The sequence below is a fragment of the Aliiroseovarius halocynthiae genome (assembly GCF_007004645.1).
Taxonomy (GTDB): Bacteria; Pseudomonadota; Alphaproteobacteria; order Rhodobacterales; family Rhodobacteraceae; genus Aliiroseovarius; species Aliiroseovarius halocynthiae.
Genome location: NZ_ML660019.1, coordinates 1,250,104 through 1,261,984, shown reverse-complemented (window position 1 = coordinate 1,261,984; position 11,881 = coordinate 1,250,104). Strand labels below are relative to the sequence as shown.

Below are 11,881 nucleotides of genomic sequence, written 5' to 3'. Positions count from 1 at the left end.
ATGAGCATTGTAGCAACTACCTTGATCCTGCTGATCGCAGCCCTTCACCTCTATATCCTGTGGTTCGAGATGTTCGCCTGGGAAAGTCGTGGCCCCAAGGTCTTTCGCAGCTTCCCGCGCGACCTGTTTGCCCCCACCAAAGCCATGGCCGCCAATCAGGGGCTTTATAACGGTTTTCTGGCGGCAGGATTGATTTGGTCGCGCTTGATCTCGGACGCCGATTGGTCGTGGAATGTCGCGCTGTTCTTCCTGCTTTGCGTCGCTGTGGCAGGTGTATTCGGAGCGTTAACCGCGTCTAAACGGATCTTCTATGTGCAAGCCCTGCCCGCTTTCATCGCCATCGCGGCTCTTCTGATCTCGTGATCAGGCGCCGTAAAGCGCGGCTGCACGTTTTTCAAACGCGGCAACAATCCGGTGCATGGCTTCGTTGAAGACCAGACCAATGACCTTTTGTAGCATCGGGCTTTTGAATTCGAAATCCACGAAGAACTCGACCTCGCATCCCTGCGGATGATCCGTGAAGGTCCAATATGATTTCAGATACTTGAACGGCCCATCCAGATATTCCGTGTCAATCCGCCTGCCCGCCTGATCCAGTGTCACACGGCTGGTAAAACGTTCGCGAAACACTTTGAAACTGATAACCAAATCAGCCTCCATCAGCTGACGTCCATCATCCATCGGCACCACTTTGCGCACCCGCGCGGCTGCGTTCCACGGCAAGAATTCGGGATAGCGACCGACATCACCGACCAGATCGTACATCTGATCGGCTGTATACGGCATGACACGTTTTTCACCATGGGTGGGCATGGTCGGCTTTTTCCTTCTCTGTGAGACGCACATGTCTTAGTTATGCAAGCGAGAATCAAGGGGGAAGCTATGGCACAGCGACCATATGTCATTGATACGCTCATTTCTGCCAAGCAGATCGCTGCGCGGGTTGAGGAACTGTCACAAGAAATTCACGACGAATTTGATGGTACCGACAAATTGATTGTTGTCGGGTTACTGCGGGGTTCGTTCGTCTTCATCGCAGATGTTGTGAGAGAACTGGACCTGCCCGTCGAGGTCGATTTTCTTGAGGCATCATCCTATGGGAACTCGACCGAAAGCAGCCGAGAAGTCCGTATTCTCAAAGACTTACGCGGCGAGATTTCTGGACGTGATGTGCTGGTGGTCGAAGATATTGTCGACACCGGGTTCACCCTGAAACACGTTATGAAGCTGTTGCATGCCAAAGGGCCGCGCAAGCTGAAAACCATCGCCCTGCTTGATAAGCCATCGCGCCGCGAGGTGGATGTAAAGGCCGATTGGACCGGATTTGAGATCCCCGATGAATTTGTCGTGGGCTATGGCATCGACTATGCGCAGCGCAACCGAAACCTGCCCCATATCGGCAAGGTGCGGTTCCTAGATACCCCGGACAACGAAAGCTAAGGCATGGATCCGCGCTGGCTTCTTAGAATGTCGAAATGGGCGCGGAACCCGCCATCCGCCAGACGGGTTATATTGGGCATTGTTGTGCTTGCGATCTGTCTGGCCCTGTTTGCCTATGAGTATTTCATAGGCGCGCCAGACTGGATGGAAATCGAACGCATCCGACGTCCCTGACGACCTGAAAGCCGTTTGAAACTGCTTGAGAAGCAAGCTGATTTTGAATTGCCTACGACGTCAACAGGTGCGGCGCATTTCTCGTCATTGTGACGGCTCAACAGCAGCTTGAAACGGCTTCGGTAACCCACAACACGCAGGACAGTTCTGCACGTATGCATTTACATGCATTACGTGTTGATTTGTGCCATGGCTCTTAGCTATGCCGACTAAAAGTTGGCTGATATGCGCCATCACAAATTGAACCTAAAGGTATGATATGTATAGATATACTCTTAATTTCGCTGGCGTATTGGTGATGGTGGGGCATTCAGCGGCTGTTGCGCAGGACAGTGCGTTTGGATCGCTGGCAAGTAACTTTAACATCTCAGGATATGTGGATCACAGCTATCTCGAATTTGAGTCCGGTAGCACATTTCTGACGACCGCCGAGGTCGATCTGTCCTTCGACCGAATTTTGGGAAACTGGGGTGTCTCGCTTGGCTGGGATGCACGACATCTAGAAGGGGTGACTCAAAGCAATCTGTACCCTGCTGTGACGTATAGCTTTGGCGACCATGTTTTCTCGGCCGGTATGACGCGCCCGGTCCCGGACCGGACCTATCTGGATGGACGAATTATTCTGGCCAGCACGTATATCGATACGCAGCTTTCTTCGATCAACGGCAGTACGACTTCTGCGCTGCTTCTTCAGGAAAGTGACATGACCAATCTTGGCCTGCGCTGGGATGGGCAGTTTGGGAACACCAAGGTGGGCGCGTCCTACAACCGCATTACTGCGGATGGCGCTCCGGCCAATGCGCATGTCTATGCTGCGGCTATTCGCCATGAAATGACACTGCTAACAGAACAGAATTCGGTCGCCTTCTTCGGCTCGATCGAACGTATCGAGGCTGCAGACAGCGCGACAAACTGGATCCTCGGCTTGGATGGGCGCTATAGCCAGTTCGGATACGGTGCTAGCTATGCACATAATGACCTTATTGGAACGGGCTACCACCGCGCATGGCTGGACTATCATGCCACTGATAACGTCACCCTAACCGCCGAACTTTTGGGCACGCCGAGCGACAACTATTATAGCCTTGGCGGTGCGTGGCGCTTCCAGAATGGTGTCGCGCTCGAAGCCACTTATGTATCCATCGGCGATAACGAGCTGACCGATGTTTCGCTGCGCTACGAATTCTGATGGCCTCAGCCCCCAGTATAGGGGGCTGAACCCAATTAGGCCTGCCCCAACTTCTTAAGCCGCGCGGCACGCAGCTGCGCGAAGTCATCGCCAGCGTGATAGGACGAGCGCGTCAGCGGTGTCGCTGAAACCATCAAGAAGCCTTTACCATAGGCCGCCGTCTCGTAATCCTTGAATTCATCCGGGTGCACAAAACGTTCAACTGCATGGTGCTTGGGCGTGGGTTGCAGATATTGTCCGATGGTCAGGAAGTCGATGTCGGCTGCACGCATGTCATCCATGATTTGCATAACGGATTGGCGATCCTCGCCCAGACCAACCATGATGCCTGATTTGGTAAACATCGTCGGGTCCAGCTCTTTCACGCGCTGCAACAGCCGCAGCGAATGAAAGTAACGCGCACCGGGGCGGACCTCGGGATAGAGGCCGGGCACGGTCTCGAGGTTGTGGTTGAACACGTCAGGACGCGCCTCAACGACGGTTTCCAGCACGATGTCATCGCATTTCAGGAAATCCGGCGTCAGAATTTCAATTGTCGTATCAGGCGATTGGTGACGCACCGCGCGAATAGTTTGGGCGAAATGCTCGGCCCCACCGTCCTTCAGATCGTCGCGGTCTACGGATGTGATCACAACGTGATTAAGCCCTAGTTTCTTAACCGCATGAGCGACACGGCCGGGTTCGAATGCGTCCAGCGTGTCAGGCTTGCCCGTCGCCACGTTACAGAAGGTGCAGCCACGGGTACAGATTTCGCCCATAATCATCATGGTGGCGTGGCCCTGGCTCCAACACTCGCCCGCATTGGGGCAGCCAGCTTCTTCACACACCGTGACCAGATTGTTTTCGCGCATGATCTTATGCGTCTCGGCATAGCCTTTGCCACCGGGTGCTTTCACGCGGATCCAGCTGGGTTTCTTAGGCTGTGCGTTGTCCTTGCGATGCGCCTTTTCGGGATGGCGGCTTTCAGGGATGTTCAGATCACGCATGGCTTTCCTCCGGGCCAGTAGTTCTGACCTATATACGTGTCCTGTTCCCCCAAGTCACCTTGAAAGCCTGCTTTTCTGATATGCAACCCGCGCATAGCCGAAAGTGGTACCGCACCAAATTGTCGCGAAGCATAAAATCTCCGTTGAGTGGCATTTGGAATCGTTCTAATCGTTATGTCAACGCGCGAAGCGATTCCCAGCCACGCGCAGCTATTGAAAAGGAATTCCCCAATGAAAGCAGGCGTTAACGTCCCCAACATCACCTTCCGCACCCGCGTTCGTGATGACAGCATCGAAGGCCCGAACCCGTTCCGCTGGCAGGACATGACCTCGGACGATTACTTCAAAGGCAAGCGCGTTGTTCTCTTCTCGCTGCCCGGCGCGTTCACCCCGACCTGCTCAACCTATCAGCTGCCCGGTTACGAGAACGGATTTGCCGATTTCGCCGCCGAAGGCATCGACGAGATTTACTGCATGTCGGTCAATGACAGCTTCGTAATGAACGCTTGGGCCCGCAATCAGGAACTGGAAAACGTCAAAGTGATCCCCGATGGCTCGGGCGAATTCACCCGCCTGATGGGCATGCTGGTTCAGAAAGACAACCTGGGCTTCGGCGCCCGCTCGTGGCGCTATGCTGCTGTCATCAATGACGGCGTGGTTGAAGCATGGTTCGAAGAGCCCGGCCGCGAAGACAACCACGGCGAAGACCCCTATGGCGAAAGCGCCCCGGAAACCGTTCTGGCATGGCTGAAAGAGGCCAAAGAAGCCGTCGCATAAGCGATTGCTGTAGAAATGACGAAGGGCCGCCCGATTGGGTGGCCCTTTTTGCTTATAAAGAAACGAATGTAACATTGTTCAAATCTGTCGTGTACAATTCTGACGTTTGATCATGTGATGAAAACTTCTTAGTTCGCTAGCTTCTGAGAAAATCTCGGCTTTAGTTATGATATGTATTTTCTGCCTACAACAAAAAGAGAACCAATGCTCCGTGGAGCACATCATCCCAGAGTCTCTTGGCGGAGGTGATTGGGCCATTTTGACACCTGATACAGTTTGCGATAGCTGCAACCACTACTTCGGCTCAAAAATCGAAAGCAAGGTCCTACAGGACTATCCTCTAAACATGCTTAGACTTTTCTCTGGAGTTACTACCAAGAAGAAAAAATGGGCCAGTATTGATCACCCACTAGGGAAGCTTAAAGCATCGCCATACGATAGCGTAATCGGCCTTGATCCTATTAGCGAAGAGGCCGAAAACTTGGTGTTATCAGGTAAAATTTCACAATTCAGAGTGGTTGCGGAAACAAAAAATCCGTTGCTAATGTGCAGATTTCTCCTGAAAGTGGCATTAGAGTGTGTTGCGAGAGATACAGCTCTTGACGCAATTACGATCAAGTACAGAGAACCACGGCGGTTTGCGCGCAACCCAAAAGTCGGAGACCGCTGGTGGTTTATGTACCGTTATGATCCTAATTCTGACGGAGGTCGCAACAATGCCACGAGTGTTCAAATTATGCCCTTCGAAGATGCTGAGATAGCTAACATCACAATATTCGGGTGCAATTTCTTAGTTCCCCTGTCTGAAAGGGTTGTTTACCGAGCTAAAGATGAACTACCAGAGCCTGAGTATCGGTATTTTGAAGTGCAGCAGTAAATAATTGCGGAACGCCGAAAAATTTAGAAAACTCCGACGAGCACCAAGCTCAGATTTTTTCGGACACCTAAAGCGAAAGTGCCCGCAACCCCGTCAAAAACCGCGCCGCATTCTGCTGATAATGCACCGCGGACGCCTCGATCCCGTTGATCGCCGCGTCATCCAACTCCCGCACCACTTTGCCCGGCGCACCCAGAACCATCGACCCGTCGGGGATCTCCTTGCCCTCGGTCACCAAGGCCCCTGCCCCGATCAGGCAGTTCTTGCCGATCACCGCGCCGTTCATCACGGTGGCGTTCATGCCGATCAGAGTGTTGTCTCCGATGGTGCAGCCATGCAGCAGAACTTTATGGCCGACGGTCACATTCGCGCCGATGGTCAGCGGGAAGCCCAGATCGGTGTGAAACACGCTGTTTTCCTGCACATTCGTGCCCGCGCCGATGGTGATTTGTTCATTGTCTCCACGAATGGTCGAGCCAAACCAGACCGAGGCTTTGGCCCCAATCTTCACCCGTCCGATGACATTGGCGTCAGACGCGACAAAAACATCGCTGGCAATCTCGGGGGCGATCCCGTCCAGTTCATAGATCATGCGTCTCCCTCCTCGAATTCGGCCTGCAGCTTACGCACGTGATCCAGCAAAGTTGGTTGCTGATTGCGGCGCTGGCGGGTGGCTTCGACGATGGTGATCAGCTTTTGCGCGGTCTCTTCCAGATCATCGTTCACCAGCACGTAATCATAGCTGCCCCAGTGGCTGATCTCGTCCCAACTTTTCTGCATCCGTTTCTGGATCACCTCGTCGCTGTCCTGCCCACGTCCAACCAGACGTGACCGCAGTTCGGTGATCGAAGGCGGCAGGATGAAGATCGACAGCGAATGCGACGCCATGGACGAATTGCGGATCTGCACCTCGCCCTGCCAATCCACGTCAAACAGCACGTCGCGGCCGCTTTCAATCGCGCGACGCACCGGTTCCGCGGGCGAGCCATAGAAATTACCAAATACGTGGGCGTGCTCCAACATCTCGCCCTGAATGACCATGTCTTTGAATGCGTGTTCTTCCACGAAGTGATAATGCTCGCCATCAACCTCGCCGTCACGCGGTGCACGTGTCGTGGCCGAAACCGAAAAGCTGAGCGTCGGATCCCATTCCATCAGCCGTTTTGCCAGCGTCGATTTCCCCGCACCCGAGGGCGAGGACAGGATGATAAGAAGACCGCGACGGTTTTCCGGGGTATTTTCTGCGGCACTCATGCGGTCACTCCACGTTCTGAACTTGCTCGCGCATCTGATCAATCACATGCTTCAGGTCAAGCCCTACGCGGGTGAGTTCGTTAAATTGCGCCTTGGAACACAATGTATTGGCTTCGCGGTTGAATTCCTGCATCAGGAAATCCAGCTTGCGGCCCGCAGGGTCCCCGGCGGTCAAATGCGCGCGCGCGACCGAAACATGGGCTTTCAGCCGGTCCAGTTCTTCGCGCACGTCGGTTTTGACGGCGATCAGGGCCAGCTCTTGCGACACCCGGTCGGGATCGGCCCCTTCGGTTGCATCCATAATGCGGGCCAAAGCCGCACGCAGTCCGTCGGCTTGTGCTTGGCTGCGGTCGTTCAGCAGGGCCTCGGCCTGCCCGACAAGGGTTTCGACCTGATCCACCTGCCCCGTCATGATTTTGGCAAGCGCCTGCCCTTCCTCTTGCCGCGACGCAACAAACGCGTCGATGAGCATCGGGATCTGTTTCCTCAGCGCCTCAATCAGCGGCGCACGGCTATCCGCGTCTGCGGCCCGCATTTCGATCACGCCACGCAGCTGTGCGATATCTGCCGCTGAAACCGGCGAGACGACTAACCCACGCATCTCAGCCTCGGCCGCGATGGACATCAGATGCGTGACTGCCTGCCCCAGCCGTTCAGGGTTCACAGCGTATTGCCCCTCATCTTCAGGATGCGAGACACGCAACGTCACCGACACATTTCCGCGCGCGATCTTATGTTTCAATGACTTGCGCAGAGCGTCCTCGACCCCGTCCAGCCCATCGGGCAACCGCAGGCGGATATCCAGCCCTCGCGCGTTGACCGATCGCATATCCCAAACCCAGGTAAATCCGTTCAGTTCACCAGTGGCACTGGCATATCCGGTCATCGAGTAGATCATGAGAGGTTAACCATTTGATAAGATTTTCCGCCAAATTCGATCAGAATATGACATATTAAGACATCGGTAAGCATTACCTACTTATTCGTTAACAAACGGTCACCAGATGAACAAGGATCAGTCGGATCCGTTTTGGGACCAAGCTGTCGGGAACACTGTGATGAAAATCGAGTATCTGCGTAACGGGAATGTGGTGTCACTGTCGTCGGCCCGGCATTCGACAAGTTTTCCGGCAATTTCTCTGGTCGAGGCCTATTGGCACGGGTTGCGCAACGGGCGTCTGTGCCCCACCCGGCACGAGGTTGACCCGCGCGGCATGGCGGGCGCGTTGCACGAAGCGTTCATCCTTGAAAAGATCGCTCCGGGATTGGCACGCATCCGGCTGGCCGGGCAGCATCTGAATGACATTCTGGATATGGAAGTGCGCGGGATGCCCATCTCGGTCTTTTTCCAAACCGAGGCGCGCAAGGAACTGCACCGTGCGCTGGAGGCATTGTTTGACATGCCCGCTCAGGTCACGTTGTCGTTGCGCACCGAAGCGGGCGCTTTTCGCAAAACGCGCGATGCACAGATGGTGATGCTGCCGCTTCGCGACGAAGATGGTCAGATCACTCGTGTTCTGGGAGCCTTACAGATGGACGGAGACGTAAAGCGTGGACCACAGCGGTTCTCGATCCAATCCGTTGAAGTGACCCCAATTGTTGCGGACGCTGATGTGACGCCATCCATGAGCCTTACCCAGAAAGCCTATGACGAAGGTCAGAGTGCAGTGAAACGCACCTCGGAAAAGCTGGATGTTCGCCTGAGCACTACCCCAAACCCGTCGTCCGGACATGTATTTCGCGACACCAACGCGGCAGGTGATGACGCCTTTCACGCCTTTGCCGAAGCCCGACGGCATTTTGATCTGCGCGAGGATACCGAAACGTCCGAACACGAGCGGACGTCCCAGCGCACCTATCTCAGACTTGTGACATCCGACTGAATTTACCTGATCGCAGGAGCATACGGGGCGTTCTGCACCGCATCAGGCAAAGAAAAGGCCCCGACGACACCGTCGGGGCCTTTTCATGTACAACACTTAAGTTGTTTAGCTCGCCTTTGCGGCCAAAGCGCTTCCGTTGCGACGCGACGACAGCTCTTCCGCGACCAAGAAGGCCAGTTCCAGCGATTGGCTGGCGTTCAAGCGTGGGTCGCAAGCGGTGTGATAGCGATCCGACAGATCTTCGTCGGTTACGGCGCGTACGCCGCCAGTGCATTCGGTCACGTCCGAACCGGTCATTTCGAAATGCACACCACCGGGGACCGAACCTTCAGCCTTATGCACAGCAAAGAATTCTTGCACCTCTTTCAACACGCTATCGAACGGACGGGTTTTATAGCCCGAAGCCGACTTGATCGTGTTGCCATGCATCGGATCACAGGACCACACAACATTGGCGCCTTCTTCCTGAACGGTCTTGATAAGACGCGGCAGGTGTTCGCCAACTTTTCCAGCACCGAAACGCGCGATCAGGGTCAGGCGACCTGCTTCGTTTTCCGGGTTCAGCTTTTCAAGCAGAACTTTCAGATCTTCGGCGGTGGTGGTCGGACCACATTTCAAGCCGATCGGGTTGATCACACCACGCAGGAATTCCACATGTGCGCCATCGGGCTGACGGGTACGGTCACCAATCCACAGCATGTGGCCGGACCCCGCAACAGTCTTGCCAGTGGTTGCGTCCAGACGGGTCAGCGCCTCTTCGTATTCCAAAAGCAGGCTTTCATGCGAGGTGTAGAAATCCACTGTCTGCAGCGAATGCATCCGATCAGCGGTCACACCGGCGGATTGCATGAAATCAAGGCTATCCTGAATACGCTCGGCCATGGTGCGGTACTTTTCAGCTTCACCCGAAGCGGTGAAATCCAGCGTCCATTTGTGGACCTGATGCACATCGGCCAGACCTCCGGTTGAAAACGCGCGCAGAAGGTTCAGCGTCGCCGCCGATTGCGTATAGGCCTGCAGCATCTTTTTCGGGTCCGGAATACGGGCGTCCGAGGTGAAGTCCAGCTCGTTAATGATATCACCACGGTAGCTGGGCAGCTCAAGGCCTTCCACGGTTTCAGTCGGTGCCGAACGCGGCTTGGCGAATTGGCCTGCCATGCGGCCAACTTTCACCACCGGCACCTTGGCTCCGAAGGTCAGAACCATGGCCATTTGCAGCATCACTTTGAATGTGTCGCGAATGCCGTCGGCAGAAAAATCAGCAAAGCTCTCGGCGCAGTCGCCGCCTTGCAGAAGGAATGCATCGCCCCGCGATGCGCGTCCCAATTCTTCGCGCAGGCGCATGGCCTCGCCGGCAAAAACCAATGGCGGATACTTTGCAAGTTGCGCCTCGACCTCGGCCAGCGCGGCCGGGTCGGTATAGTCTGGCATCTGTACCCTTGGCTTGTTGCGCCAGGCCGACTTGTCCCACTCCGTCATGATTTTCTCCGTAAACTGTATATCTTCGCCCAGATGTCGGGCGATGCCTCTTTTATCCTGTCCGGCGCTAACGTGCAAACAGAGTTGTGTAACCAGATTGTGACGGGTTTTTCGCATCGATTGTCGCAAAAGGACTCGTGCGGTATGATTGATAAAAAAGCGTCTTGCTGTGGGTCGCTAAACCTGCTGATAACGTCGCTACCTTTAATGAACCCATGAAGAAAAAAGGGTGAGTCGGATGACCAGACTGACACATATGGATGAGCCAGCCACGCGCAGGTTTGTTTTCGTTCTGGTGGACGGGTTTACCCTTCTCAGTTTTGCAGGGGCTGTGGATGCACTGCGCATTGCCAACCGCGCCAGCGGAAAGAAGCTTTATGATTGGGTGATCCTGTCCGAAGACGGTGGTCAGGTTGAATCATCCGCCGGCCCCAGCTTTCTAGCGGATGGTCCACTGGAAGAGCTGCGCCGGGACGATACGCTGGTTCTTGTGTCCGGCGTGGATGTCCAAAGCAAATGCAGCACGAAACTGCTGAATTGGCTGCGTCGCGAGGCGCGTCGCGGAGTACGTATCGCAGGCCTTTGTACGGCTGCGCATATTCTGGCCAAAGCAGGGCTTCTGAATGAAAAGCGTGCAACGATTCACTGGGAAAATCACGACAGCTTCTCGGAAGAATTCGATGATGTAGAGCTGACCAAACGCGTGTTTGTTGTGGATGGTAAAATTATGACTGCCGCAGGCGGCACCTCTGCGATTGATCTGATTTTGAAAATCATCGCTGAGGATCAGGGCGAAGACATCGCAAATGTAGTTGCGGATCAACAGATCTATACGACGATCCGAACCGAAAGTGACACGCAACGTCTGTCTGTGCCCACCCGGATCGGGGTGCGTCACCCCAAGCTTTCCGATGTGATCCGCAAGATGGAAACCAACATCGAAGAACCCATCTCTCCTTCTGTTTTGGCCAGCGAGGTTGGTATGTCCACCCGCCAGCTTGAACGCCTGTTTCGCCGGTATTTGAACCGGTCCCCGAAACGCTATTACATGGAGCTGCGCCTTCAGAAAGCGCGCAATCTTCTGATGCAAACGGACATGAGCGTCATCAACGTGGCCTTGTCCTGCGGTTTCTCAAGCCCCTCACATTTCTCAAAATGCTATCGGTCGCATTACGACACAACGCCCTATCGCGAGCGTGGCAGCCGCGGGGCCAAGCCTGCGTGATCTTGCGAACCGAGCGTCTTGTGTTGCGCCCGCCGAGGCAAGACGATCTTGAAGCGTTGCACCACATCTTCTCAAACTCTGATGCCATGCGATATTGGAGCCATCTGGCCCATGATACGCTTGCTCGAACCCAGCAAACGCTCGACGGCATGATCGCGTCCAACCGGGAAACCGGGCTGGAATTCGTGATCGAGTTCGACGGTAAGGTCATCGGCAAGGCTGGGATCTGGCGATTGGCCGAGCTGGGATACATCCTGCATCCTAAGTATTGGGGCCAAGGAATCGCGCGCGAGTCGCTGGCAGCCATTCTTGGCGCGACATGGGACGTTCACCCCACGGTTCGAGACATCACAGCCGAGATCGACCCGCGAAATATGGCTTCAGCCCGTTTGCTGACGCATTTTGGGTTCCGGCTGACGCATTCCGCGCCCGCGACCATCCAGATCAATGGTGAATGGTGCGACAGCGACTATTATGCCCTAGAGCGCTCGCGAAAAGACAATCCATAAATCAAGCGGTTTTTTGAGCAGATGCCCGGCTTCGGTCTTTCCTTTTCTGAGATGCGCGCCTAGGGTCGAGACCGGAATTTTCCAATTG

15 protein-coding genes are annotated in these 11,881 nt (G+C 54.9%); 9 read left to right on the top strand and 6 right to left on the bottom strand.

Annotated features, from left to right (window positions below):
• Positions 1-363 carry a DUF1304 domain-containing protein gene (locus FIL88_RS06290; RefSeq protein ID WP_142852922.1) on the top strand — a complete coding sequence of 121 codons (363 nt, stop codon included), beginning with the start codon at positions 1-3 and terminating at the stop codon, positions 361-363.
• Here FIL88_RS06290 and FIL88_RS06285 read toward each other — a convergent pair whose 3' ends face one another.
• Entirely contained in the window at positions 364-813 is a 450-nt protein-coding gene (locus FIL88_RS06285) for a type II toxin-antitoxin system RatA family toxin (protein WP_142852921.1), read from the bottom strand.
• 69 nt (positions 814-882) lie between these two features.
• Between FIL88_RS06285 and hpt the strand changes: the two genes are divergently transcribed.
• From hpt to FIL88_RS06275, 3 genes are all read left to right on the top strand, one after another.
• Entirely contained in the window at positions 883-1,440 is a 558-nt protein-coding gene (gene hpt / locus FIL88_RS06280; RefSeq protein ID WP_142852920.1) for a hypoxanthine phosphoribosyltransferase, read from the top strand.
• A gap of 3 nt (positions 1,441-1,443) precedes the next feature.
• A complete protein-coding gene (locus tag FIL88_RS16825) occupies positions 1,444-1,614 on the top strand; it encodes a hypothetical protein (protein ID WP_221931125.1) in 171 nt (56 codons plus the stop codon).
• A 259-nt stretch (positions 1,615-1,873) separates the two neighbouring features.
• Entirely contained in the window at positions 1,874-2,803 is a 930-nt protein-coding gene (locus tag FIL88_RS06275) for a hypothetical protein (RefSeq protein ID WP_142852919.1), read from the top strand.
• Between the two features lie 35 nt (positions 2,804-2,838).
• On the opposite strand, the gene lipA is transcribed toward FIL88_RS06275, so the two are convergent.
• Positions 2,839-3,789: a lipoyl synthase gene (gene lipA, locus FIL88_RS06270; protein WP_142852918.1), complete on the bottom strand. Its 951-nt coding sequence runs from the start codon at positions 3,787-3,789 to the stop codon at positions 2,839-2,841.
• A 231-nt stretch (positions 3,790-4,020) separates the two neighbouring features.
• Between lipA and FIL88_RS06265 the strand changes: the two genes are divergently transcribed.
• On the top strand, positions 4,021-4,566 hold the full coding sequence (locus FIL88_RS06265; protein WP_142852917.1) for a peroxiredoxin: 546 nt from the start codon (positions 4,021-4,023) through the stop codon (positions 4,564-4,566).
• 166 nt (positions 4,567-4,732) lie between these two features.
• The gene (locus FIL88_RS06260) at positions 4,733-5,443 is read left to right on the top strand and encodes an HNH endonuclease (protein WP_142852916.1); all 711 of its coding nucleotides are present in this window, start codon (positions 4,733-4,735) and stop codon (positions 5,441-5,443) included.
• Between the two features lie 67 nt (positions 5,444-5,510).
• On the opposite strand, the gene FIL88_RS06255 is transcribed toward FIL88_RS06260, so the two are convergent.
• The 3 genes from FIL88_RS06255 to FIL88_RS06245 are packed head-to-tail and all read right to left on the bottom strand — an operon-like array spanning position 5,511 to position 7,595.
• The gene (locus tag FIL88_RS06255; RefSeq protein WP_142852915.1) at positions 5,511-6,035 is read right to left on the bottom strand and encodes a gamma carbonic anhydrase family protein; all 525 of its coding nucleotides are present in this window, start codon (positions 6,033-6,035) and stop codon (positions 5,511-5,513) included.
• Complete coding sequence (gene gmk / locus FIL88_RS06250) at positions 6,032-6,697, bottom strand: guanylate kinase (protein WP_142852914.1); 666 nt, start codon at positions 6,695-6,697, stop codon at positions 6,032-6,034. Before gmk ends, FIL88_RS06255 begins: the two co-directional genes overlap by 4 nt.
• 4 nt (positions 6,698-6,701) lie before the next feature.
• Positions 6,702-7,595, bottom strand: coding sequence for a YicC/YloC family endoribonuclease (locus tag FIL88_RS06245; protein WP_142852913.1), 894 nt, complete (start codon positions 7,593-7,595; stop codon positions 6,702-6,704).
• Positions 7,596-7,701: 106 nt separating this feature from the next.
• On the opposite strand from FIL88_RS06245, the gene FIL88_RS06240 reads away from it, so the two are divergent.
• On the top strand, positions 7,702-8,580 hold the full coding sequence (locus FIL88_RS06240; protein ID WP_142852912.1) for a PAS domain-containing protein: 879 nt from the start codon (positions 7,702-7,704) through the stop codon (positions 8,578-8,580).
• A 105-nt stretch (positions 8,581-8,685) separates the two neighbouring features.
• Here FIL88_RS06240 and FIL88_RS06235 read toward each other — a convergent pair whose 3' ends face one another.
• Positions 8,686-10,059: a class II 3-deoxy-7-phosphoheptulonate synthase gene (locus FIL88_RS06235; RefSeq protein WP_142852911.1), complete on the bottom strand. Its 1,374-nt coding sequence runs from the start codon at positions 10,057-10,059 to the stop codon at positions 8,686-8,688.
• A gap of 238 nt (positions 10,060-10,297) precedes the next feature.
• On the opposite strand from FIL88_RS06235, the gene FIL88_RS06230 reads away from it, so the two are divergent.
• On the top strand, positions 10,298-11,284 hold the full coding sequence (locus tag FIL88_RS06230; RefSeq protein ID WP_142852910.1) for a GlxA family transcriptional regulator: 987 nt from the start codon (positions 10,298-10,300) through the stop codon (positions 11,282-11,284).
• Positions 11,281-11,793 (top strand): GNAT family N-acetyltransferase, encoded by a 513-nt coding sequence (locus FIL88_RS06225; protein ID WP_221931124.1) that lies wholly within the window; start codon positions 11,281-11,283, stop codon positions 11,791-11,793. The genes FIL88_RS06230 and FIL88_RS06225 overlap by 4 nt, the downstream gene beginning before the upstream one ends.
• Positions 11,794-11,881 lie beyond the last annotated feature (88 nt).

What these genes read in the sequence shown, in the direction of transcription:
- FIL88_RS06275 (WP_142852919.1), top strand. Translation starts at nt 1,874, where the DNA reads ATGTATAGATATACTCTTAATTTCGCTGGCGTATTGGTGATGGTGGGG.
- FIL88_RS06245 (WP_142852913.1), bottom strand. Translation starts at nt 7,595, where the DNA reads ATGATCTACTCGATGACCGGATATGCCAGTGCCACTGGTGAACTGAAC.
- gmk (WP_142852914.1), bottom strand. Translation starts at nt 6,697, where the DNA reads ATGAGTGCCGCAGAAAATACCCCGGAAAACCGTCGCGGTCTTCTTATC.
- FIL88_RS06265 (WP_142852917.1), top strand. Translation starts at nt 4,021, where the DNA reads ATGAAAGCAGGCGTTAACGTCCCCAACATCACCTTCCGCACCCGCGTT.
- FIL88_RS06255 (WP_142852915.1), bottom strand. Translation starts at nt 6,035, where the DNA reads ATGATCTATGAACTGGACGGGATCGCCCCCGAGATTGCCAGCGATGTT.
- FIL88_RS06235 (WP_142852911.1), bottom strand. Translation starts at nt 10,059, where the DNA reads ATGACGGAGTGGGACAAGTCGGCCTGGCGCAACAAGCCAAGGGTACAG.
- FIL88_RS16825 (WP_221931125.1), top strand. Translation starts at nt 1,444, where the DNA reads ATGGATCCGCGCTGGCTTCTTAGAATGTCGAAATGGGCGCGGAACCCG.
- lipA (WP_142852918.1), bottom strand. Translation starts at nt 3,789, where the DNA reads ATGCGTGATCTGAACATCCCTGAAAGCCGCCATCCCGAAAAGGCGCAT.
- FIL88_RS06230 (WP_142852910.1), top strand. Translation starts at nt 10,298, where the DNA reads ATGACCAGACTGACACATATGGATGAGCCAGCCACGCGCAGGTTTGTT.
- hpt (WP_142852920.1), top strand. Translation starts at nt 883, where the DNA reads ATGGCACAGCGACCATATGTCATTGATACGCTCATTTCTGCCAAGCAG.
- FIL88_RS06290 (WP_142852922.1), top strand. Translation starts at nt 1, where the DNA reads ATGAGCATTGTAGCAACTACCTTGATCCTGCTGATCGCAGCCCTTCAC.
- FIL88_RS06260 (WP_142852916.1), top strand. Translation starts at nt 4,733, where the DNA reads ATGATATGTATTTTCTGCCTACAACAAAAAGAGAACCAATGCTCCGTG.
- FIL88_RS06240 (WP_142852912.1), top strand. Translation starts at nt 7,702, where the DNA reads ATGAACAAGGATCAGTCGGATCCGTTTTGGGACCAAGCTGTCGGGAAC.
- FIL88_RS06285 (WP_142852921.1), bottom strand. Translation starts at nt 813, where the DNA reads ATGCCCACCCATGGTGAAAAACGTGTCATGCCGTATACAGCCGATCAG.